Below are 23,182 nucleotides of genomic sequence, written 5' to 3'. Positions count from 1 at the left end.
ACTCATTGAGGTTGAATGATAGCAGCTGCCGTGTTTCTCCTGTTCAATTGGGTTCCTTCATTCACGGGTTGATTTTTCAATTGCACAGTTTCTTCCATCGCTTTAGTTTTTTTCTCCAGAATGCTCAATGCCTCCACAACACCATCAATAATCTGTTCGGGTCTTGCACCACATCCACATACATACACATCAACAGGAATAAACTGATCAACACCACCTTCACAGTTGTACATGTCTCTGAATACGCCACCGCTGCAAGCACAAACACCACAACAAACAACCACTTTAGGCTCCGGCATTTGCGAATAGATTTCCACGAGCCGTTCACGGGAGCGTTTGGTAACAGGACCGGTAACGAGCAGGATGTCGGACTGTTTGGGATTGCCTGTATTGATCATTCCAAACCGTTCAATATCATACTTGGGTGCAAGGCAGGCAAGTATTTCTATGTCGCAGCCATTGCATCCGCCCGCATTGTAATGCAGAATCCACGGTGATTTTTTTCTGAAAGCAGACAACTTCATAGCAAGATGTTAATGATTAAATTGACGAATGCAAGAGAGAAAGAAACAGCGAGTGAAAAACGCAGCATTTGTTTGTAATTCACTCTTGCTGTTGAATTGTCCAGCGCGTTGGTGAAAAAGAAAACGAAGCCGATCAATGCAATTCCAAGTGTCACATTACTTCCCGCAAAAAGGTAAACGAGCGTGTAACAAAAAATATAATCAAGCCATTTTGCCGTAAACACCGCTTCATAGAAAATGCCGGAAAACTCAAGTTCCACGCCGCCGGTAATTTCCTGGTGCGCATCAGCTACATCAAAGGGAGATTTTTTCATTTTGATGGGTAGAATTAACAACAGCGCAATAAAAGCCAAGGGCATTTTAAAGAGCAATGGCGCCGGGTAACTGAATACAGATGCAGCAGTAAAGCTTCCCGTGAGCATAAAAATGGAAACTGCAATAACTATCAAAACAGGTTCATACGCCAGCACACTGATGGCAGTTCTATTGGCTCCCAGATGGCTGAATACCGATCTTGTGCTGAAACCTGCCAGTATCAACAGCGAAGTGGATAAAAGATGGAGAAAGATGACCAAAATCAAATCACCACCGAGCAAGAGCACTGCCAATGCAAACCACAATGAAATAAAATGCATGAGGCCAAGAAACGCATGTGATGAATGCACCATCATTTTTCTTTTATCAGCCAGTTTAAGAAAATCATAGAAGGGTTGAAACAAGGGTGGACCAATTCTCCGTTGCATACGGGCCCTGATAATTCTTTCAAATCCCACGATCAGTCCGCCAATCACGGGAGCAAAAACTATCAATAAAATCCGCATCCATAAATCATTCATCACGATTCAATTTTTGTCGTTCTAATTAATTCATCATCTTCTTTTTAAAAAACTGCAACAATTATTAATGCAACAAAAAACAAAACACCAACTGCTGAAAAGTACCTTGTCACTTGATCAGTTGAAAAATAGAAGGAAGAAAATGAGTAGTCTATTTTTTCACCGCACGTATACTCTTTCACCCTGTCAACATTGTTGAAACGTATAAACATAGCTGCAACGATGGTTCCGGGCAGCAGGAAAAATGCGATCAGTAATGGCAGAAGTGGTAAGGTGATGGCGCCGATCTGCAAATTCCATCCTGTGATTACAACGGCCAGAGAAGTTCCGAGAATTTCATTTGTAACCGGTACGAAACAATTAATCAACAACAATGGCAGACTTAGAGTACTTGCTATCGTTAATCCCATCAGAAACCAGATTGTGCCCGAATACACCACACCGGTTTTTTCGAACCTGATTTTATCCCTGACGCCGGAACGGGCAATCAACAAACCCAACACTTTAAAATATAATAGGGATAGAATGGCACCGCCGCAGGCAACCGCTACGATAATGCAGGCACCAAAAAGTTTCGTGCTGCTGGCAAATGCACCGAGTGTTTCAATGCTCAGCCACTTACCCATAAATACACCAAATGGCGGAATCAGCAATGACATGAAACCAATCGTCAGTACCAAAGAGGTGAACGGTCCCGTTTCACCAAGTCTATCCATATCAGAAGCCAGTTTAAAATGAAAAACTCTTTCCAGAATGCCGGCATTGAGAAACAACATGCTTTTGGAAATACCATGAAACATAATCAGTGTTAATGCTGCCACCATGGTGAGCGGCGATCCGATAGCGCTCATCATTATCATCAGTGCGAGCAACGCGATGGTAGAATGTGCGAGAATTCTTTTGAAATTATCCTGCGCTAATGCTTCGATGCCTGCTGCAACAAACACAAAACCGGTAAGCGCGATCACAACCATTGCAACCGGTGTATCCTTTAATGCAGGAGAAAGGCGCAATATCATAAAGGGCGCAATTTTTACCATGGTTGAAGAATGCAGCAAAGCACTTACAGGCGTTGGTGCAACCATTGCTCCGAGCAACCATTTGCTGAAGGGCATTTGCGCTCCTTTCACCAATGCTGCTATGCATAACAAAGCAAGCGGCAACAAAATACCTGCAGCAGATGCATGGGCAAGCAGGTTGGTGAAAGTGATAGCGCCATATCCGTTAGCAGTAATGAAACAGATCGCAACTAAAATGGCCAGCCCTCCAAGCTGATTCATCCATAGCGCTGTAAATGCATTCGCGATAGCTACTTCATCCTTTCTGAAACTGATAAAGAGAAAAGAAGCAAGCGTGGTCAACTCAAAAAAGAGAAAGAAATATTCAAGGTTGTCGGTAGAAACAAGCAAGTTCATTACAGCGATGAACCAGAACAGGATGGAGAGAAAATATTTTCTGCGGAATGGACTGCAATCCTCCTCTTCAATATAGCGAAGTGAATAAATTGCAATCACACCGCTGATAATATTGATCAGCAGAAACATGAATGCACTGAGTTTGTCGACCATAAATTGTTCGGTATCCTGGACCGGCAGCACCATTATCAGATACAATACTGTCCCTAATTGCGCAATGGTGAGAAGGCCAACAAGCCAGTTTTTTCTTTGAAGCGCTAACCAGCCAAAAAACAACAGCAACAAAATGTCGAATGCGGTTACCACTTCATTCAGGTACGGTGCGACACTGAAAAAATAAGTATCCTGAATATTGCAAAACAGGTAAAGCGATAAAGCAGCCAGTAGCAATGAAGTGATCGTAATTAATATCCGTGCAATTCCTGAAGGCAAAATCAAAAGCAATCCGCTGACAATTACAGGAACGATAAATAAGCTATTGAGACTGAGTTGCATAAACCACGAGTCCTTGAGATAACAGGGACTGGCAATATTAAATGCAGCGTATAGTATTGATTATGACACTCATCAGATAGCTGCATGAGAAATATCATGCAAATAACTTTATACGGGAAGTACAAACTTAACGGTGAGTATATTGATCATCAACCGCATGCTGTTATGCCTGCAAAAATTATGGGTTAATATAGAAAAGGTCACGCATGAACGTGACCTTTTATTCTCTGCAACTTATTCTCCAAGTGCAGTCTTCAGTTTTGCAAGATCCAACTTATTGGCAAAAGCCAGTTCATCCTGCTCTGTAGCAAATCCATTTGCTTTAATAGTGATTAATGTCTGACTTAACGGAATCTGAATTTCACTTGACCGTATTTGTTTGCTGGTTCCTTTATCATCATAAGCTTCTTCCATTTCTGATTTCAGAATGGCCCGTTGTGTTCCTACTCTCACGCTTTTATAGTCAGGGCCCATCATGCTCGGATTACTCAGATACATGTTCATGCTCGTGAGCAAAGGAGAATTTGCCAGCATCTGTATCTCCGCATCGTTGTCTTTATTTGCAGGATTCTTGTATTTCTGGTTGATGGTGAGTCCTCCGCCAATCATTCCCATGGCACCGGTATTGATTTCCGCCTCTCCGTCTTTCTTCAGGCCATTGATTTCTTCAGGCAGCGACTTTGCAATGTCTTTAGCGATCAACATGTTGAGATCGTTAATGGCATCCTGCAGACTTAGTTGTGCCTGTTTGTATTCCTTCTTTGTCAGGAAATCCTGTGCTTCTTTGATAAATGTTTCAGCCTGACTTTGACCAAATACATTTACGCTCAGAAGGAATGCGAATAGAAAAAGAGCATTTGCTTTCATTTTGCTTTGATTTTGATTGATGAAAAATAGAATTACTTAAGGGCGTTGCTTCTATCGGTTATTAAATTTTCGAATTCAAACGGAAGTGTTTCCCTTTAAGATTCCAAAATTACCAAAACAAGTTTTACGAAGGCAGAAAATTATTTTTAGCTATTGAACCGGATTTTTGATTTTAAATATTCCACTCAATAACAAATCAGTCATTGACCTCTGAATAATAACTTCAAGCCACCCATACCAATAATAAATTCTTAAAGCGATTTTATCATTGCAATCAGATTGTCTTGTGGAGAGCAATCGAATTTGTCCGTGCGAACATTGGTATGTGTCCAGAGTCCGGGCTTTCCCGCCAGTGCATCTTTGTTTAAGAGGAAGGCATCATTGCCTTTATTCTGATTCAGTAAAGGCTGCAGCCCGCTTTTTAAATCAATGTTGAACCGGGCAGCCAGATCGAGCAGCAATTCTTTTATTGCAGCCAATTGTTTATCGGAATATTTATGATACAATTTATATCCCTGGAAAGGTTTAGCCAATTCAACCACCATTTCTTTCGGAACAGGTTTGTTCACGTAATTAAGTAACATTCCATTCGCTGATTTTGTGATCGGGCCGTAATTGCAGATTTCAATACCAATAGATTCTTTATTTAGTTGTGCATTGTTCGCTGCTGTGGTGCCTAAGTGATGCGCCCATTTTTCCTCCGGAAAACATTTACAAATTACACCATCCCATTTGCCATCCTTATCAGTGGTAGAGATTCCGCCAATCACAAATGCGGTTGCAACGCGCAGTTGTTCTCCTTTTTTACTCTTATCAGCATTCCATCCGGCAACGGTCCAGTCAGGGCGATTGCCACCTGCAGTATGGTGGAGGTAAATTGTTTTCTTCTTCACTACTTCTTCGTAGTACTCGCCTTTGTTGAGTGGAAGCAGGGTCATTTTTACCATGGTGTTGAATTTAGTTTTTGGACTCGTTTTTTGTTGTGCTGACGCTTTAAGCCCGACGGGTAATCTAATGGAATAAAGATAATAGTTAATCTGAATGAAATAAATGAGTTTCTAAAAGTCCTGCTTCGGAAAATTTAAAAATCGGGAATGAGGCGTAAAATCAATGTTGTCTTTCTGAATTTTGGAATGTCTGCTTCCATTTAATATTTCTCACGCTGTCTTGCAATTTCTTTATCCGTTTTAACAGCGCATCAAACTTTTTCGCTTCACCGTAAATCATGTTTGCAGTCATTGCTTCATAAGCTATGGGAGGTAAGCCGCTCCGTTCACTGACCTGTTTGAGAATTTCAATTCTCCGTTCTCCTGTTAATTTCAGCCACTCCGGTTTCATTTGATTGCGCTCATTAAAATTTTGTGAATCCATGCAGGTGCAAGTTTCGCATCATTTATCAGGGTTACCTTTTTTTCCCTTTTCAGAATTGCTTTTATTTTTTCAACCGTGCTTTTGTCAATATTTTTTTTACCGATTGTTTTCAATGCCTGAATCACCAATCCGCTTAATTCTCCTTTTACCAGCAAATTTTTCGGTCCGGTTCTTTTGAAAGTGATAGTGCGTTTTCCAACCCTGATACTGCGTGATGCGCCATCTGTGAGGAACACTGCCTTCAATGGAACCTGCGTTGATAAACCAAGCTTATTCAGCGCCTGTATTCCTGTAGGAATTATTCTCGCGTGGTCCCTTTTTGCAATTGCTGCTGCAACATCTTCTGTGGCCGGATACAGTATGCCCAATTCCTTATCTGTTTTTGGATATAAATAAATTCCGAATGCAAGACGAATTAGTACACCTTTTTCTTTCAACCTGAAAAGCGCTTTGTTGATGCTCTCTCTGCTGCCGATGTCCAAAAAATCATCGGCAAAAAGAATCCATCCTTTGGCAGTGCCTTCTAATTTTTTCGCTACGCTGTTTTCAATAATTGTGCGCTCCATCGTTTTAAATTCGTCCGAAATATAGCAAATATTTCGGACAGCAAAATACTACTTAAGGCGCAAAAGCGTCAGAAGCGCACCATCAACATTAGTCAACAAAAAATTCTTATGCATAATCTATGTTCTACTTTTTTGTCGTCAGCGTTGATGTCAATTCCTTTTGAATTTATGTCAAGCGATTTAATTACTTAGCCGCTTATTTTCAGATGCTCGTGCAATATTTTTACGGTGTTGCTTTCGTCAAGCATTTTGAATATTGTCTGTCAACTTTTGTTGGAATCGTTTTATGTCGTCAAGTAGTAAAGTTGTTCTTGCATATTTTTCAAAGTTTGTGTTAAGTGGTAAGGTCGCTGTTACCTTTCTTTAAATTGCAACCCTAAAACAAAGCCACTCCGTCAATTATCCTCACACCTTCTTCGACCATTCCGTACCATTCCTATCATCATCATCAGGTATCGGCGGTGGAAATCCTTTGATTTTATAAGACCATAGCCGCGCCTTTCTCGCAATTTCAGAATGCGCACGCATATAGTTAACAGAGTTGTAATCATAGATGGATTTTGCGGGTATACGGCCTAACGACTTTGGCATGTTGTTGAGTGAAAAAGTAGTGCGCAGGCTTTCATTCCAATCCAGCGTAGCATCAATAGCTACCACCGCAAGGTCCTGCCAGGGATACACTGCCTCATCCCACGGAAGCATGTTGTTAAAAACTTCAGCAGGCTCATCATCACTTGCTGTCCGCAGTTGAATTTGCATCAGGTATTTTGCGCCTTGTGTCTTTACACGTTCCGCATATTCATCTTTCAGAAAATTTCTTCCTCTTGTTTCATGCGGTAATATTCTTGCATTAGCTATATCCCATTCACTCGGATCACCATAGAGACCTGTCTCCGGCTCACCACTATACGGTGTCACTTTATATTTTGCATAACGTGTTATACCGTCTTTGCCGATAAAATAGAAAGGTGTTTTGCTGTAGTAGTGAATGTTTTCGTAGGACGAAACATCTCGTCTCAAAGTAATCACTGCACCTTTGTAACACATCGGATATTTCCGGTACAGCTCCTGGTATTGAACGCCCCATTGCACTTTACGAAGCGAAGCGAATTTTAGAAAACTCACTGCTGACCAGAACAAACTGATTTGCCCGGAATTACATTCGAGGTCGAACGGACTGTCCCAATGATTATCAGAGAATTTGATCGAGCATCCGAACACATCATTCATGGCATCATCCATAAAAGAAACCATGGCATGACGGATGCGCGCCGGAAATTCTTTGCCGGCCTGGAAGAAATCATGTGGTGGAAATTGAGGATGGTCAACGATGCGTACCTTGCCTGTCCCCGCAATTCCATTGTTATGCGACATGCGCATGCGCTTTTTGAGACTTATAAAAATTGCGATGGCCCATGCGAACGTTGTTGCCGACATCCACAATACAAAATGATCAAGCCTGGCACCGAACCAATTCAGTATGATGCCGCCAAAAGAAAATTTTTTCTTACTCATAATGTCTTTGTTTCAAGTGAAGCAACGTTTTCAAAAAATGCTGAGAAGTATTGCTTTCTAAAATCGGATGCAGTATTCCAAAAAAAAATTCCTGAGCTGCAATCAAATAAAAGGCAGTTCTAAAAATTGATCCGTCGTTTTAAATGTTGGTTCGTGAAGCCACTTGCGTGATGTCAAATTTCAATGCATCAAAAGCATCTTTTTTAGCCAGCAGCATTTCTACAAAATGCGGATCAATGTCTCCTTCTTCATCGTTGACAATAAATCCGTAACCGGTTCGCGAAAGTAAATTGCTGAACCACATCATCTGTGTGCTGCGTGTTAAATCAGGTGCAATGCTCAGATCAGATTCAGGCGCCATGATGCCGCTTTCCTTTTCACCGAAGCGCAAACCCAGACAACTGTACAGCACCTCACCAATGTCTTCATACTGGTGTTTATTCACCCAGGTATGAATGAGGGTGGCTGTCATAATAATGTATTTGCAGATATCACGGAGGTTTTGCAATTCCTCCGGTTTACCCGGATCGAATACTTCGGATGAACAAATGGGTGAAACCACCTTCACTTCGCCGTTAAAAATGCTGCGCGTAAGAGAGAGGTCAAGCCGGAACTCTGCCGTAAGGTATTCCATACGCCGTTCAGTGAACGCTCTTTCCTCAGCAGAAAGCTTGTCGAGGTCAACAGTGGAATGAAACAACGGAACCGCATGCTCCACAAGATCGTTGGAGAAGCGGTAAATAGCGCTCCAGCCTTTTTTTATGCCTTCGAGATTTTCATTAATAAAGTGATCTACAAATTCCGATACTATATCATAAAAAATCTTTTCAATTTTTGCATACCGGTGTGCCGGCGAAATTTCTGCCATCGGCTTCCATCCCTTCCAATCCTGGAATCCCAATACATCACGGGCGCGCAACCAGGAACTTTCAGGTGGCATAGCAGTGGCTGTAGCGATGTAACCTTTAATTAAAATATCATCAGCGGTATTGTTGATCAGTGAAACAGCTTTGGTATGCGGAATAAGTAGCGAAGCAATCGGATTGTGCCGAAGGTTCCGTCGTATCGCAATGGAATATTGTTCCGTGTTTAGATGTGTGCCGGAAAGATGCTGATCTAACTCAGCACACAATGCGGCAGTAACACGTGACACTCTTTTCGCCTGCAGCCATTTTTCGCCATTGGCAGGCGTGAAAACATGCTTCTGCCATGGATCATTATTAAGAGCATTCAACGGACCTGTGAGATGAATTTCTATGGGAAGCGGTAAATGATCTTCATCAAGTCTGAATTTTATTTCTGCAGTTGGAAATGCGATGTCGTCATTCACCGGATAATGGCAGGAACCAAAATATTTCGCCCAGTAGTGTTCAGGGTTTTCCTTATCAGGAATAAAGGTCGCCATGTTCATTCCGTTCATCATCCGTTCGCCGAACCATTCATCGCTTCTTGTATAGCCCGGAATTCTTTTTTCAATGCAAACCGTAAGATTTTCAGGATAATCCTGCTGAATTTCATGAAGGGAGATAGACTCCGGATCTCTTTTGATCTGCATCAAATGTTTAACCTTGGTGAGTTCAATAGGAATAATCTGCTCACCCAGCGTTTCTATTCTGCCTTCCGCATAATGTTCCGGCGCATCTTTTCCCTGATCTTTCATGTATGCACGTGGCACGGTTGTATCATCGCGGTATTCCCAATAGGAAAGCGGGATGGTACGCAGGTTGTACGCCATACCGATAAATTCTTTCTTCGAAATTTTAATGGTTTTAATCAGGTCATGCTTCGCAACCAGCTTATCATTTTCCAAAACAATATGCGTGGTCTGATAAATTTCAAAGCGCGTGTATTTACGGTTACTCCATGCCCGCGCTGCCCGCAAATCGAAGGGCAACTTAAACATTCCTTCATTATCAGTATGCCCTTCACTCAGTTTGCGCCACTGATACAATCTTGTACGTGCCCAGAACTCAACATGCAGGAGCCGTATTGGAATTTCTTTGTCAATGTGAATTTTTCCAAATAATACTTTCTGCTTTTTCGCAAATACGATTTTACCCACGAGCGAATCATCCATGTGCGAACCATAAATTTTTTCTCTTCTCGGAAAAATCTTCTTCCACAACTTTTGCAATCCGTCTTTGAACTTGTGATAGGCAACAAAAAGTTTTTCAAGCAAAATGGTAAGCTTGCTTGAAATGATTCTTGAACGGCCCGCCTGCAGGTGATTGACATGGCCGAGCTTGGGTAGGAAAAAACTGCCTTCATGATTATAAACAATCCTTGTTTTCTCAAAACACTCGTCAACAATTTTTTGAATTTCAGCCTTATCCATAGCTATTCGAAATTTATTTTTATTGTTTTGCCAGAAATGCATCCGGAACTAAAAGAGAATTGCAGCGCCATTTGTTCAGCGTGAGTATGCTCCGGTTTTGCCACAACCAATCAGCTTTAGCCCTTCGTTCTTCCCTCCACAAAATACATATCAACTTCCCCTTTATTCTTCGCTTCCACTTTTCCACGGTAGGTACAAGAGAATTTGCTTTTGATCAGCTCATAGGTGTCGCCTGAAACATTCACTTTTCGTATCGCACCGCTTGATTCCATTCTTTTAGCAGTGTTCACGGTGTCGCCCCAAATATCGAAAGCGAACTTTCTGGAGCCTACCACTCCCGCAACCAATGGTCCGCTGTGCAATCCGATTCTAACTTCGAAATAAGGTTTATTCAATTTCAAATTGTCCTCTCTGCGCTGATTCATCCACGCATGAATTTCGTGTGCCGCGTTAACGGCAACTTCAGCATGGGCGGCGTTCACCACCGGCAAGCCGGCCACACACAAATACGAGTCGCCGATTGTTTTGATCTTTTCAATACCATACTTACCTGTTATTTCATCAAATGCACTGAAACACTTATCGAGCTCTTCTACCAAAACGTCAGGCGAAAGCCGTTGGGAATGAAGGGTGAATCCTTCAAAGTCAGTGAACATTACCGTAGCGCTTTCAAACTTCCGTGGCTTGGTTTTCCCTTCCCGTTTCAATTCCTCCGCGGTTTCCACCGGAAGAATATTATACAACAGGTCATCTGATTTCTTTTTTTCTGTTGCCAGCTCAGCCGTGCGGTCTTTTACTTTTTGCTCCATTTGATCATACAATACTGCATTGTCAATGGAGACGGCAATCTGACCGGAAAGAAGTGTGAGCAAATCAATCCGCTCCTGCGAGAAAGCATGCGTGGCAAGATCATTTTCGAGATAAAGAATGCCAATGAGTTTTCCCTGGTTGATGATGGGAATAGCGAGAATTGATTTAGTGCCATTTTGTTGGATAAAAGGATCCTTTTCAAACCGCGGATCATCAACAGCGTCATGCACCACGATACTTTCATGTGTGCGTTTTACAAATTTGACCACGCTTTCTGCCAGCAATCCACTTCCGGCAACATCAACATGTTCCAATACTGCGGACTCATGCTGACCGGCCAGGGCGCGTGCTTCCACAAATAATTTTCCGTCATTATCCAGCAGCAAAATTCCTGATTGTGCTCCGGCATTTTCAATAGCAATCTCCATCAGCTTTCGCAATAAGTTGGGCAATACAATTTCACCCGAAATCGTAGTCGCGGCTTTTAAGATAGTGCTGAAATCGAGCAGAGCGCGATGTGAGGTGCTGCCAATAGCGGAAGGATGCGAGATGGTGCCCGATTGCCGGATATCTTTTGAAATGTAATTTTTATAATGCAGCTCCAGATCATCCTGCTTGGCCTGCGCGCCCCACTCGCCATAGGAGCTGAAAGCAGCAGTGAAATAAAAAGAAGCGAGGTCTTCTGAATGCTGACCATTATAAAATTTTCCTGTTAACTCGTAGGCAAGTGCTTTTTCGTGCGTGAAATTATTTTTAGAGGCGCCTTCAATCGCTTTATCATAATGAATGCGTGCTGCCTCATGATCTCCTGTAACACGAAGACGTTCTGCTTCAATCAATTGATATTTATGCAGGAAATTTTGTGGCGCGTGTTTAACAAAAGTGCTGACCTTGGTTTGATTCTTAATCACGCGTTTCATCAATGACTTTTTCTCTGAAACGGATGCGTTGGAATAAAGTGCAAGGCAGATCAGCGCATCTAAATAATTAAACAATCCTTTCATGTGCTGTGCAGTAACTGCATCCAGCAACTTAAAAGCGATGTTGGCATTTTGGTGTGCTTCAGCATAGTAACCAAAATAATAGCCGAGCATCATTTGCTGAAAATGACACTTGTACATGGCTGTGCGGTCTTTGGCAGCCACATGTTTCGGCAACATCAGCGTGGCATTATAAACTGAACCGGCCAGCAGATGCGGATTTTTTGAAGGCTTCAGAAAATTCAGCACTGCCTGGTGATGCATCTTGAGATAGTTGTTAGGCGTGCTCTGCCGCAAACGTTCGAGCGCAATGATGGCCGATTCCATTTCACGCGATAATTCAGGTAATTCTTTGCCTGAATAATAACTGTGCTGACAGAAAAAATAATAAGATAGTGCCGCAAAATCGAGATCACCGGTTTCAAGTCCTAACTGGTAATTCTGAAGAAACGGTTGAATCGATTCATGCAGCGGTTCACTCCAATGATTGATAAAGCACTGCACCAAAAATCTCGAGCGGCAACTGATGGCTCTTGCACCGGGATTTTCCAGCAAGCGATAAGTAAGATTTCCAAACTTTCTTCCCAATTGAATATCACCCAGTTCACACATCACCATGCCATAGGTTCCGAAAGCATAAATTGATTGCAGGGAAGCGCCGCGACTAACTGTTAATCTCACAATTTTAAAAACAGCAAGCAAGAGGACCTTTGGTTCCACCCAATATGCCGGTGGTGTGATCTCCGTACACAGCCGCATTCGTGCTAAATCCATTTCATCTTCGAGATTTGGAAGATGCTCGAGTTGTTCGAAAGATTTTCCCAGCAGTTTCATTTTCGTGTTTACCAAACCGATAATTACATTCACATCATTCGGATGTGCCGGAAAATGTACACCAAGCTTATTCAGAATATCCAGTCCAACATCAAGCGCATTATTCAATTGGTTTTGCGCGATGAGTGCCTGGATGCGAATCTCGTAAGCAGCTACCTGGTCAAGCAATTTTCTGTCAGGATGAATCACTTGTGCAAGATGCCGGTCCATTGCATTGAAATCACTGTTGAGATACGCTGATTCAGCAGCAGCCGTATACAGGTTTTTTGACAACTCATATTGCGATTGCCAGTGATCAGGTTTTAACAGCGCGATACCTGATTCGAGATATTCCATGGCCTGTTTAAATGCATACGTTTGTTTTGCTTTGATGCCTGCATTAAAATTTAATTTGGCAACCTGCTCCTTTTCGTCTTCCTCTTTAATAAGTTCGATGCCGTGATTCAACTGCGTTACCACATCAAACAAGTGTTCTTCCAGTTCATTGCTGTTAAAATTTCTGAGCAGCAAACGACCGATGCGAAGATGCAATGCATTTTTTTCATCGTCAGGAATCAGAGAATAAACCGCCTGTTGAATCCGGTCATGTGAAAATTTTGCAAGGTCGCCGGAAGGAATAATTAACCCTTCCATCATCGCCGTATCAAGGTCTTGCTGGGTTTGTTGAACATTTTTTTCATAAATCACGGAAAGTTTTTCCAAGTCAAAACCAAACCCAATGCATGCAGCAAGTTTCAATGCCTGTTGTGTAACCGGTTGCAGCTTCAGAATTTTTGCCGCCATCAGCGTCACCACATTGTCGGTGATGTTTTGCTCTTCAATCTTTTTAAGATCCCAGCTCCATAGGTGTTTTTCAAAATTGAACTGTAACAATCCGTTTTCATACAATGATTTTAAAAACTGAATGACAAAAAATGGATTGCCCTGTGTTTTAGCATACACCAGTTTCGTGAGTTGAATCGCGTTTTCCCTCTCACTTCCTACTGCCTCAGCAATCAAATCATTCACCATGCGCATAGAAAGATTGTCAATGCTGATGGCACCAACAGCCACGCGATTTTCCTCCAGCTCATTTAAAGTTATAATGAAAGGATGGGCATCGCTCACTTCATTGCTGCGGTATGCTCCAATAAACAAAAGGTATCCATTATCCGCATCTGACATTAAGATCTTGAGCAAGCTGAGTGATGCAGAATCAGCCCATTGCAGATCATCAATAAACAATACAACAGGATGATCCGCTTTAGAAATGGCGTTTACAAATTTACCAAAGACATAGTTGAATCGGTTCTGCGATTCCGTTGCACCAATCTCAGGAACATTGGGCTGCGGACCAATCACGAATTCAAGATTTGGAATCACATCTGTCAGCACCTTGCCTTCCTTTCCAACGGCTTCCTGTATATCATTCCGGTACCTTACGAGTTTATCTTCCTGATCAGTGAGCAGGAAATTGACGAATTCTTTAAAGGCCTGCAGAAATGCATAATAAGGAACGGCGCGCTGAAACTGATCGAATTTTCCTTCAATAAAATAGCCGCGTTTTTGAGTGATGGGTTTGTGCACCTCATGAATCAATGCGGATTTACCGGTGCCCGAATAACCTGATACCAGCAACATTTCCAGTTTTCCTTTTGCACACCGATTAAATGCTTCAATAAGTTTTTCTATCTGCTCATCACGGCCAAACAGTTTTTGCGGTATTTGAAATTTACCTGAAAAATCAGTTTGCCGGAGCTTGAATGGTGCGATGGTGCCTGCAGTTTGAAATGCGAGCAGACATTTTTCAAGATCACTCTTTACACCGAATGCCGACTGATAACGATCCTCGGCATTTTTAGCAAGTAACAACGCTATAATATCTGCAACAGGTTTTGGCACCACTGGTTCGAGTTCATCAACCGGAATGGGTGTTACTGCAAGATGACAGTGCACCAATTCCATTGCATCTTCGGACAGGAAAGGAAGTTGTCCGGCAAGCATTTCATAAAACATGACGCCCATCGAATACAGATCGGTACGATAGTCCACCACACGGTTCATCCTGCCTGTTTGTTCGGGAGAATTATAGGCAAGCGTTCCTTCCAGCCGCTCAGGATTGCCGAGGTGATGTTGCTTCAGATCAATTTTAGAAGAGATGCCGAAGTCGATCAGCTTTACAAGATGCTTCTCAGGATCGATGAGCACATTATCCGGATTGATATCCTTGTGAATGATGTGCTGCAGGTGCATCTCTCCTATTGCCGCGGCAATAGCAATGGCTGCCTGCAGAAAAGCAATCACGTTACCTTTCTTATCACTGAATACTTCTCTTACGGTTTTTGCATCTACCCATTCCAGGTAAATCGCATGGTGGTTTTTTGCTTTTGCCTGTTGGTAAACTTTCCGTATGCCGGGAATATTCAGTTCCTTAATGATATCGTACTCATTGTAGAATTGAGAAATTTCATATGGCGTGGGGAATTCATAATTCAGGATTTTTAAAAGCACGGGCTTGCCATATTCGCTTTCATCCTGAAAATAAATTTTCGACTTTTTACTCTCGTGAATCAGTTGCTCCGTCATGCGGGTTGAACCAGATTTCTTTTTGGTGTTGGAATTGGAGAAAGTTAAAGAAGTTTTTCAAGAGGAGGTAATAATCCGATTACTTTGGAAAAGTTGAAAGTCCGGAACTATATAATGGCTGTCCGCGAATTTTTCCAAAGTTTATTTCCGATAAACAACTTTTCCAAAATTTATTCACCATCATTCCTGGCCTTCACTACAAGTTGTGAGCTGACAGCTCCCTCTTTATTCATAGCTTTCAATATATAGCAACCGGAAGGAAAGGCAGTTAAATCAACAATTACTTTGCCGGTGATATTTTCTTTCCATTCATATACAATACGTCCTGTAACTGCAATCAATTTGATATCCATAAGTTCCTGGTTAGTGGCGATGATTAACTGATTAGCTGCAGGATTTGGATAGCAGTTGATGAAATCATGCTTATCAAATTTTATACTTACTACTTTAGAATATTCAAAATCTCCGTTAAAATCTGTCTGACGCAGCCGGTAATAATTGATTCCTGTTTGAGGCGCATCATCATAACTGCGATATGATAACGGAACCATACTTGTGCCTGCGCCGTCAATGGTGTCTATTAATTGGAAAATCATTTCCGTTCCTGCGCGCTCCACTGTGAAATAATCATTGTTGAATTCTGAAGCGGTCTCCCAATCTAATTGTACTTTTTCACCGGCGATTGCAGATGCATTAAAACTCAGCAATTCTATTGGCAATAAAAAAGGAACGGACTGTGCTGTTGCAAACCAAACAGGATTTCCGGAAATAAATAAAACACCTGCCGTAAGATCATCGCGTTCTACTGCGGTTACAGGCGGGGTGAGACAAGGTGACTGCGGAAAAGGAGTCAGCATCCAATCCGCTACATTGTTGCTCAGCAAATTATTTGATTGTATCGACCAGCCTGTAGCAGTTGAATTTGTCCAGTCGCCGGCCTTGTTATAAGCAGTTACATTAAATGTTCCTGTCGCAAGTATGCCGGGAGAAGATTGTAAACTCCAGATTCCATGATTCAACGCCGTATATCCATTATGGTACATCACACTGCATTCCTGAGGAAAAACAGGTGATGCGGGAATTACTGTTTCATCAAAAAATACATTCCAGTAATCAACGGTGTTTGATAATGGAACGGTGAGATTATAATTAATGCGCTCATACCCTTTCGTAACAGATCCTACCGGGAAATCATAGTTGCCCGTTCCACCGCTGTTCGGCATGTACCTTCTCAATGCACCTTGTACGTATCCTGAAGTATTTCCTGCTGTAACTGCTGCGGAAGATCTGTTAAAAATATCCACCCTGTTATCGGTGATATGAGAAAATGCGGCAATTATTTTTCCTTTCGTAAATGTAAGCACACCTGTATTTGAAAGTTGCATCCATGCTGTTCCGGCTAAGCCATGATCCTGCAACGTAAGCGTGCCGGTACCGGATTGATTCATGACAACACTTTGCAATGCTCCTCTATTATTGTAGGTCTGCGATGTACCATTAAATTCAAGCGTTGTTCCCGGCGTATAGACTGCCACCAAAGGTGATGACTCAATGGTAAAATTCCCGGCAATTTTATGGTAATGGCCTGAAGCAGAAAAACTACCGCCAAATCCTATTGCGCCACTTACCAGGAAATTCCCTCCCATATCAATATCCTGGATGGCAGTCACCACCGTTCCTGACGGCTTGTTCACGGTTACATTCCAGAATTTATTCGTGCCTGTCATTCCTCCATCCAACACCTGGTTGTGTACAACACCTCCCGTGCATCCGATGCAGGTATCCTGAAACAGGATAGTAGTTCCATTGCCTGAGTTAAAAGTTCCGCTATTGGTAAAGTCGTTACAAACCATTAATGATTTTGAACTGCTGATGGTGAGGGATGCTCCGGCATTAATCGTGATGGTTCTGCAACTCGCATCCTGTAAGGAAATCAATGGTTGATTCAAGGGTACTCCGGGGATAATTACATTGTAACTGCAATCCGGAATCTGGCATCCGCCCCAGTTATTGATGTCGTGCCAGTTGTTGCCTGCAGTGCCTGTCCACGTAATAGTCGGGCCAACTGCAGCACTGCTCACGGTGATAGAAGTGGTGCCAGTACAACCGTTGGCGTCTTTTACAGTAATGGTATAAGAACCCGGCGGCAGTCCGGTAAAGATGTTACCCGTCTGAAAAACAGAACCGTCCTTACTGTAAGTGATGGGAAGAGTTCCGCCTGTTACAGTGTTGGTAATAGTTCCGTCACTGGTGGTGCACGTTGAAGAAGAAGTAGCCGTAGCATTTACAACTGGTCCTGCCAGGTTGGTCACCGTTACATCAAGTGCTTTAATGCAACCGTTGTTATCCTTTACTGTAATGGTATAGGTTGCCGCGGCAAGGGAATTAAAGACTGTACCAGCCTGGAAAGTGACACCGTCCTTACTGTAGGTCAACGGCAAAGTTCCACCGGTTGAAGTGGCGGTAATTATTCCGTTGCTGTTGTTACAAGTTGTAGATACTACTGTGGCGGTGAGTGTAACCGGCCCTGCTATATTTGACACCGTGATAAGTTTGGTAGTGATACAACCGTTGTTGTCTTTTACGGTAACAGTGTAAGTTCCTGCTGAAACATTTGTGAATACATTGCTTGCTTGAAAAGTGACACCATTAATACTGTACATTAATGGAGACGAACCACCCGATGCCGTTGCCGTTATGCTGCCATTGGCACTGCCGCATTTCGAAGCAACAGATGAAGTATTGAGTGTTGGCGCAGTGAGATTGCTAACCGAAAGGTTGGTTGTATTCGTACAATCGTAAAGGTCTTTGATGGTGATGGAATAAACACCTGCAGCCAATCCTGTAAAGGTGCCGCTGCTTTGGTAGGCACCCCCATTCAGGCTAAACTGGTAAGGTGAACTGCCACCGGTTCCTGATGCCACCAATGAGCCATTGCTGTTGCCACAGGATGCCGCCAGTGCATAGGCAGTGATGTTGGGAAAAGTTGTACTCGCTATCGTTACCGGCACAGTGCTGAAACAACCGCTATTGTCTTTTACCCAGGCCGTGTAGGTACCTGCACTGAGCCCGGAAAAAGAAGAACCACTCTGGAAGGTGGTACCATTGATGCTGTATTGCAAGGGTGCTGTGCCGCCACTGCCACTCATGATAATCGTTCCATTCGATAATCCGCATGAAGTAGGTGTGGTACTCGTGAGCAGGGAAGGCGCGGTACTGGTATTGACGGTAATGGTTGCAGCACCCAGGCAAGGGATAACATGTGAGTCTTTCACCAGCACAGTGTAAGTACCTGCAGCCAGATTCGAAAATAGCCCATTGCTTTGATAGGAAGAACCATTGTTAATACTGTAACTGAGGGGGGCTGTTCCGCCGCTGCCGGTTGCTGTTATGCTGCCATTACTCAGACCACAAGAAGTGTTGGTTTTAACAAGATTGACAGTAGGGCCACCGGAACTCAAAACTGTAACAGTAGTCGAATCATTGCAATCTCCATCGTCGGGCACATTCATGTAGATAGTATAAACACCCGGGGCCAATCCTGAAAATGTATAATGATCTTTATCGCCACCCAACCCAAGAAACCAGGTCCCATTATTAAGCTTAAACCAAAGGTTATCACTTCCCACACCTAATACATAAATGGATCCGTTAGCTGACCCGCAATTAGCATTGGTAACGGTAACAGTTTGAAAAACCGGCGGAGGCATTACATCAATGGTTACCTGTTGAGTAGTCGTACACCCATTGGCATCTTGCACGGTAACGGTATAAGTGCCGGGTATTATGGTATTCCAATTTGCGCTGCTGCTAAACGGGCCGCCATTAAAGCTATATTTAAACGGCCCGGTACCAAGTACGTTGATCACTTTGATCTCCCCTTCATCTCCTGTACTGAGATCGCAGGGAATCTCATCAGCAATGTTGATTGTAAAAGTAGGAGGTGTGCCTGACCCTGTGTTGATGATGGTAACTGAGGCCGTGCCTGTACAGCCATTCGCATCTTTTATCGTTACCGTATATGTTGCGGGAGAGACGTTGGTGAAAATATTATTGCTTTGAAAAGTAACTCCATTAATACTGTAGGTATAAGGTACGGTTCCACCTGAACCGGTGGCCGTAATGATACCATTATTGCTGTTACAATTCGCATTCGTTCCGACTGCTGTTACTGTTGGGGCAAATACAGTTCCTACTGATACGCTGGCAGTAGCTGAACAACCATTGGCATCTACCACCGTGACCGTATAATTTCCCTGTCCAACACCTGTAAATAGGTTACTGCTTTGGTAAGTAACACCATTGATGCTGTATTGTAAAGCACCTGCGCCGCCGGTTGCATTCGCTGTAATACTGCCGCTGCTGCCACTGCAGGGTGTTGCAATGGAGCTTGCAGTTACGGACAAACCAGAAGCATTGGTGACGGTAACCGAAGTGTTGCTGATGCAGCCATTTGCATCCTTTACCTTAATCGTATAGGTACCGGTTGCCAATGGTAAAAAAATATTGCTTGCCTGAAAGTTGATGCCATCAATACTATATAACAAGGCACCCGTTCCACCCGAACCTGTGGCCGTTACTATTCCATCGGCTGCTCCACAAGAAGTAGGTGTAGCAATAGCGGTAACAGTTGGGCCGGCAAGATTATTAACAGTTACAGCGGTAGCACCTATACAACCGGTATTGTCTTTCACCAAAATGGTGTAAGTGCCCGGAGCCAAACCAGTGAATAAACCACTTCCCTGGACCGGAACCTAATGCAGTAACGGAACCATTGCTGGAGTTGCAGGCTGCCGCAACGGAAGTAGCTGTTACTGTAGGCGCATTGGAACTGTTTACAGTTACAATTACCGTGTTGTTGCAACCGTTTGCATCTTTGATGGTTATCGTATAAGATCCGGCTGCAAGTCCACCGAAGAAATAACTGGATTGAAAACTAACGCCATTGATGCTATAAGTATAAGGTGTGGTTCCATTAGAGCCTGTGGCCGTGATCGTGCCATTGTAATTGTTGCAGGAAGCTACCGTAGTAACTGCTGTAACAGTGGGACCGATAGAATTGGCCACCGTAACCGCAAAGGTGCTGGTACAACCGTTCGCATCCTTCACCGTTACCGTATAACTCCCACCCTGAAGTCCGTTAAATAAATTGCTTGCCTGAAATGTATTGCCGTTGATGCTATAGGTGTAAGGCGGCGTTCCTTCGGTGGCATAAGCAGTAATGCTGCCGTTGCTGCCGCTGCAATAGGTACTGGCAGGAGTGGCAGTTAATGAAGGCCCGCCGGTATTGATAATCGTTACCGAAACTTCATTGATGCAATCAGTAGCATCTTTCACCGTAAGTGTATAGGTGCCGGCAAGCAAACCGGTGAAAAAATTTCCGGTTTGAAAGGTTACCCCGTCAATACTGTATTCGACCGGAGGCGTACCGCCGGTGCTGATGGCAGTAATGGTACCGTTGTTATTTCCGCACAATGCATCGGTTTTGGTAAAGGTTAATGTGGGGCCATTAGAATTGATAATGGTTACAGTAGCAGTAGTAGTGCAGCCACCTGCATCTTTGATGATCAAAGAATAGACGCCTGCTCCCAATCCGGTGAAGTTGCCGGTGCTCTGAAAGGTGATGCCATTTATACTGTACTGATAAGGTAAGGTACCACCAGAACCCGATGCTGAAATGGTGCCGGTATTTAGACCACAATCGGTATTGGTATAACCAAACGTAAGAGCTGGTCCAGGCAATGTGAAATCAACAGTTGCCGAAGTACCGCTGCAGGTTTGATTCACATATGCAATTATTGTATAAGTAACGCCCGGAGTTAATGCAGTGAAAGTACCTGTTGAATTACTGCCAGCCAAAGTGCTTCCATCGTATAAATTATAGGTAACGATGGAACCTGCCGGAGGTGCCGGACTGATGCTTGTTGTAACCGATGCAGTGGCGCAATCCGGAATAGGTGTAATGGTGTAAGAAGTATTTGCACAGCCATAGGAGCTGACATCAAATGAAGCAATGAAACCATCACCACTTGCGTAAAGCAACGTCTTTGCTTCATCGAATGCAAGATCATAAACTGATTTGGAGGCATATCCGGTAACTGTAATATCCGGCGCTGCCGCATCATCGAAAGTGGCACCATTGAATTTGTAAACTTTGATGGTTCCGTTGGTGGAGCCCACAAAAATATTATTGCACTCATCGGCGATGATACCTCCGCTCCACAAGGAGGTATTCGCCGCAATGGTGAGCGCGGAACCAACGCCTGCGCCGGTTGCTTTGTTAATTGCCTTAAGATTTTTTCCATCCCAATAAAAAAGATAGGAAGCATTGATGGCAAATACATTGCAGGAGTTTTCGATAATTCCGCCCAGCATATACGGTCTGTTGGCAATCTCCTGCACTACAGTAAAACCGGAATACACATTCCAGGCAACAGAAGCTGCGCTGTAAGGCGATGTGTTTTTATAAATTTTATTTGAAAGAGAAGGCGTACCAATCAGCGAACCGTAAATAGTGTACATGTCGTTTGTAACCGGGTCAATAATAATGTCGGCAATATCCTGCGCCCAACCGGTTCCAGAACTATAGGCAATCCCTGTAACATTTAGCGACGTAAGTGTGGTGGAAGGTGGTGAACAAATGCCAAAATTGATGTTAGAATTAGTACCACCACCAGCTATCAGAATCTTCGGCACGCCGCCATTACAACTCCAGTACATCTTCCAGTCTTCCCTGAAATTTACATCGGTGTTCGTGATATAATTGTCATACAATCCTGCAGTGTTAATTCTGACTATCGCGAAGCCGGTACTGGAATTAAAACCCTGACCGAGGTACGTGCTACCGGTAGTTTTTTCTATTACCCAACCTCCGAAATAGGTTCCGAAAAACCACGATGGAATAGAAAGCGTACCATTGAAAGTCCATTGCCATACACCTGCAGCATTGTATTTAGAGAGTTGGTACACATTGCCGTCACCGCCACCGGTAACATAGACATTTCCATCGTAGTCGAAGTCAATATCTTTTGCTTTGCCGGCATTGGTACCGGTTAGATTAGATGCTGCACTGATGAAGGGGTCAACAATCAAAGTGCGGCTTCTTTCATATCCTGCTGCTGCAATAAACCGTAGTACCTTATTTTCAATCGATGCTGACAAAAGCACTTTATTCCGGTCGCCATCCGCATAAAAAGCCACTGGAGCTGTTTCAGAAATATTTCCAATTCCAGAGTTGATTGTAAAGCCTCCATTATTATTTTTTCTGATACTTTTTATATCTCCGCCATACTGAAGTTTTACTACACTGATATCGGCACCGGGCTGCACAATAATTTTGTATTCAAAGCCTGTTTTGCTGTTTTCTATGAAGCAATATTCAATATCAATTCCAGGATAAAGTTGTTTATAGGTGATCCTTTTATAAGCGCTGGCTTTGTCAGGTAATTTGCCGTATGTAAAATATCCTGAGCTTAAATCTTCAGCAACTATTTCCGGATGCGGATTCGCATTTAGCCACTGCATCGTAATCGTTTGCTCTGTAATTTTTCCCGCTTCCAAAATCTCTTCTGCTGTCAGGCCTTTGTGTTCCATCTCCTCTCTTTCTTCTTCTGATGGTTGCTCTACCTTTCGTTGAAGATAAATAAGTCCTCGTGTTGTAAATAAAACCGGCAGGGCAAATCCTTCATAGCCGAACCGTATTTGTTCCATACCAACAACTCCGGCCATAGTATCTCCATATTGTCCGATATTTTGAATGAAATTTTTATCGGTGCCTGCGATATTGGTTTGAAGTCTCTTATTAATGAATATTGATTTTGCACGCGCCATCTGAATAACTCCCCTATCCGCATCCGTTTGCTGTGCAGAAACATTACCTGTGACAATCACTAAGAAAATAAATACCATTACAACCCGGACAGTTTTATAAATAAGCTGTTTTATATTCTTAAAAGTGTCCAGCGTAAAAAAAATCATGGTTGGAAAGATTTTGACCAGGCAGTCGAAAAAGAATTACAGGGTTTTACTGCAATAAATATCATAATGTTTCAATCTGAGTTCCGTAAATA

At 43.0% G+C, this 23,182-nt stretch carries 11 protein-coding genes; all 11 read right to left on the bottom strand.

The window, feature by feature from the left end:
* Window positions 1-2: 2 nt before the first annotated feature.
* Window positions 3-524, bottom strand: coding sequence for an NADH-quinone oxidoreductase subunit NuoB (gene nuoB / locus IPO83_09860; GenBank protein MBK9731580.1), 522 nt, complete (start codon window positions 522-524; stop codon window positions 3-5).
* Window positions 521-1,345 carry an NADH-quinone oxidoreductase subunit H gene (locus IPO83_09855; protein MBK9731579.1) on the bottom strand — a complete coding sequence of 275 codons (825 nt, stop codon included), beginning with the start codon at window positions 1,343-1,345 and terminating at the stop codon, window positions 521-523. The genes nuoB and IPO83_09855 overlap by 4 nt, the downstream gene beginning before the upstream one ends.
* Before the next feature lie 59 nt (window positions 1,346-1,404).
* A complete protein-coding gene (locus tag IPO83_09850) occupies window positions 1,405-3,270 on the bottom strand; it encodes a hydrogenase (protein MBK9731578.1) in 1,866 nt (621 codons plus the stop codon).
* Between the two features lie 234 nt (window positions 3,271-3,504).
* Window positions 3,505-4,137, bottom strand: coding sequence for a hypothetical protein (locus IPO83_09845; protein ID MBK9731577.1), 633 nt, complete (start codon window positions 4,135-4,137; stop codon window positions 3,505-3,507).
* 251 nt (window positions 4,138-4,388) lie between these two features.
* Window positions 4,389-5,084 (bottom strand): N-acetylmuramoyl-L-alanine amidase, encoded by a 696-nt coding sequence (locus tag IPO83_09840; GenBank protein MBK9731576.1) that lies wholly within the window; start codon window positions 5,082-5,084, stop codon window positions 4,389-4,391.
* 387 nt (window positions 5,085-5,471) lie between these two features.
* Complete coding sequence (locus tag IPO83_09835; protein MBK9731575.1) at window positions 5,472-6,074, bottom strand: hypothetical protein; 603 nt, start codon at window positions 6,072-6,074, stop codon at window positions 5,472-5,474.
* Between the two features lie 405 nt (window positions 6,075-6,479).
* A complete protein-coding gene (locus tag IPO83_09830; GenBank protein MBK9731574.1) occupies window positions 6,480-7,589 on the bottom strand; it encodes a hypothetical protein in 1,110 nt (369 codons plus the stop codon).
* 139 nt (window positions 7,590-7,728) lie between these two features.
* The gene (locus IPO83_09825) at window positions 7,729-9,924 is read right to left on the bottom strand and encodes a hypothetical protein (GenBank protein ID MBK9731573.1); all 2,196 of its coding nucleotides are present in this window, start codon (window positions 9,922-9,924) and stop codon (window positions 7,729-7,731) included.
* Between the two features lie 116 nt (window positions 9,925-10,040).
* Complete coding sequence (locus IPO83_09820) at window positions 10,041-15,113, bottom strand: AAA family ATPase (GenBank protein ID MBK9731572.1); 5,073 nt, start codon at window positions 15,111-15,113, stop codon at window positions 10,041-10,043.
* A gap of 170 nt (window positions 15,114-15,283) precedes the next feature.
* A complete protein-coding gene (locus tag IPO83_09815) occupies window positions 15,284-19,834 on the bottom strand; it encodes a T9SS type A sorting domain-containing protein (GenBank protein ID MBK9731571.1) in 4,551 nt (1,516 codons plus the stop codon).
* Window positions 19,761-23,090: a hypothetical protein gene (locus IPO83_09810; GenBank protein MBK9731570.1), complete on the bottom strand. Its 3,330-nt coding sequence runs from the start codon at window positions 23,088-23,090 to the stop codon at window positions 19,761-19,763. Before IPO83_09810 ends, IPO83_09815 begins: the two co-directional genes overlap by 74 nt.
* Between the last annotated feature and the right edge of the window lie 92 nt (window positions 23,091-23,182).

The sequence above is a fragment of the Chitinophagaceae bacterium genome, assembly GCA_016717285.1.
In the GTDB taxonomy this organism is placed as follows: Bacteria; Bacteroidota; Bacteroidia; order Chitinophagales; family UBA10324; genus JACCZZ01.
Note: the sequence above shows the minus strand (reverse complement) of the source record. Positions and strands in the feature narration are given on the sequence as shown.

What these genes read in the sequence shown, in the direction of transcription:
- IPO83_09835 (MBK9731575.1), bottom strand. Translation starts at nt 6,074, where the DNA reads ATGGAGCGCACAATTATTGAAAACAGCGTAGCGAAAAAATTAGAAGGC.
- IPO83_09855 (MBK9731579.1), bottom strand. Translation starts at nt 1,345, where the DNA reads ATGCGGATTTTATTGATAGTTTTTGCTCCCGTGATTGGCGGACTGATC.
- IPO83_09850 (MBK9731578.1), bottom strand. Translation starts at nt 3,270, where the DNA reads ATGCAACTCAGTCTCAATAGCTTATTTATCGTTCCTGTAATTGTCAGC.
- IPO83_09825 (MBK9731573.1), bottom strand. Translation starts at nt 9,924, where the DNA reads ATGGATAAGGCTGAAATTCAAAAAATTGTTGACGAGTGTTTTGAGAAA.
- IPO83_09810 (MBK9731570.1), bottom strand. Translation starts at nt 23,090, where the DNA reads ATGATTTTTTTTACGCTGGACACTTTTAAGAATATAAAACAGCTTATT.
- nuoB (MBK9731580.1), bottom strand. Translation starts at nt 524, where the DNA reads ATGAAGTTGTCTGCTTTCAGAAAAAAATCACCGTGGATTCTGCATTAC.
- IPO83_09840 (MBK9731576.1), bottom strand. Translation starts at nt 5,084, where the DNA reads ATGGTAAAAATGACCCTGCTTCCACTCAACAAAGGCGAGTACTACGAA.
- IPO83_09830 (MBK9731574.1), bottom strand. Translation starts at nt 7,589, where the DNA reads ATGAGTAAGAAAAAATTTTCTTTTGGCGGCATCATACTGAATTGGTTC.
- IPO83_09845 (MBK9731577.1), bottom strand. Translation starts at nt 4,137, where the DNA reads ATGAAAGCAAATGCTCTTTTTCTATTCGCATTCCTTCTGAGCGTAAAT.
- IPO83_09820 (MBK9731572.1), bottom strand. Translation starts at nt 15,113, where the DNA reads ATGACGGAGCAACTGATTCACGAGAGTAAAAAGTCGAAAATTTATTTT.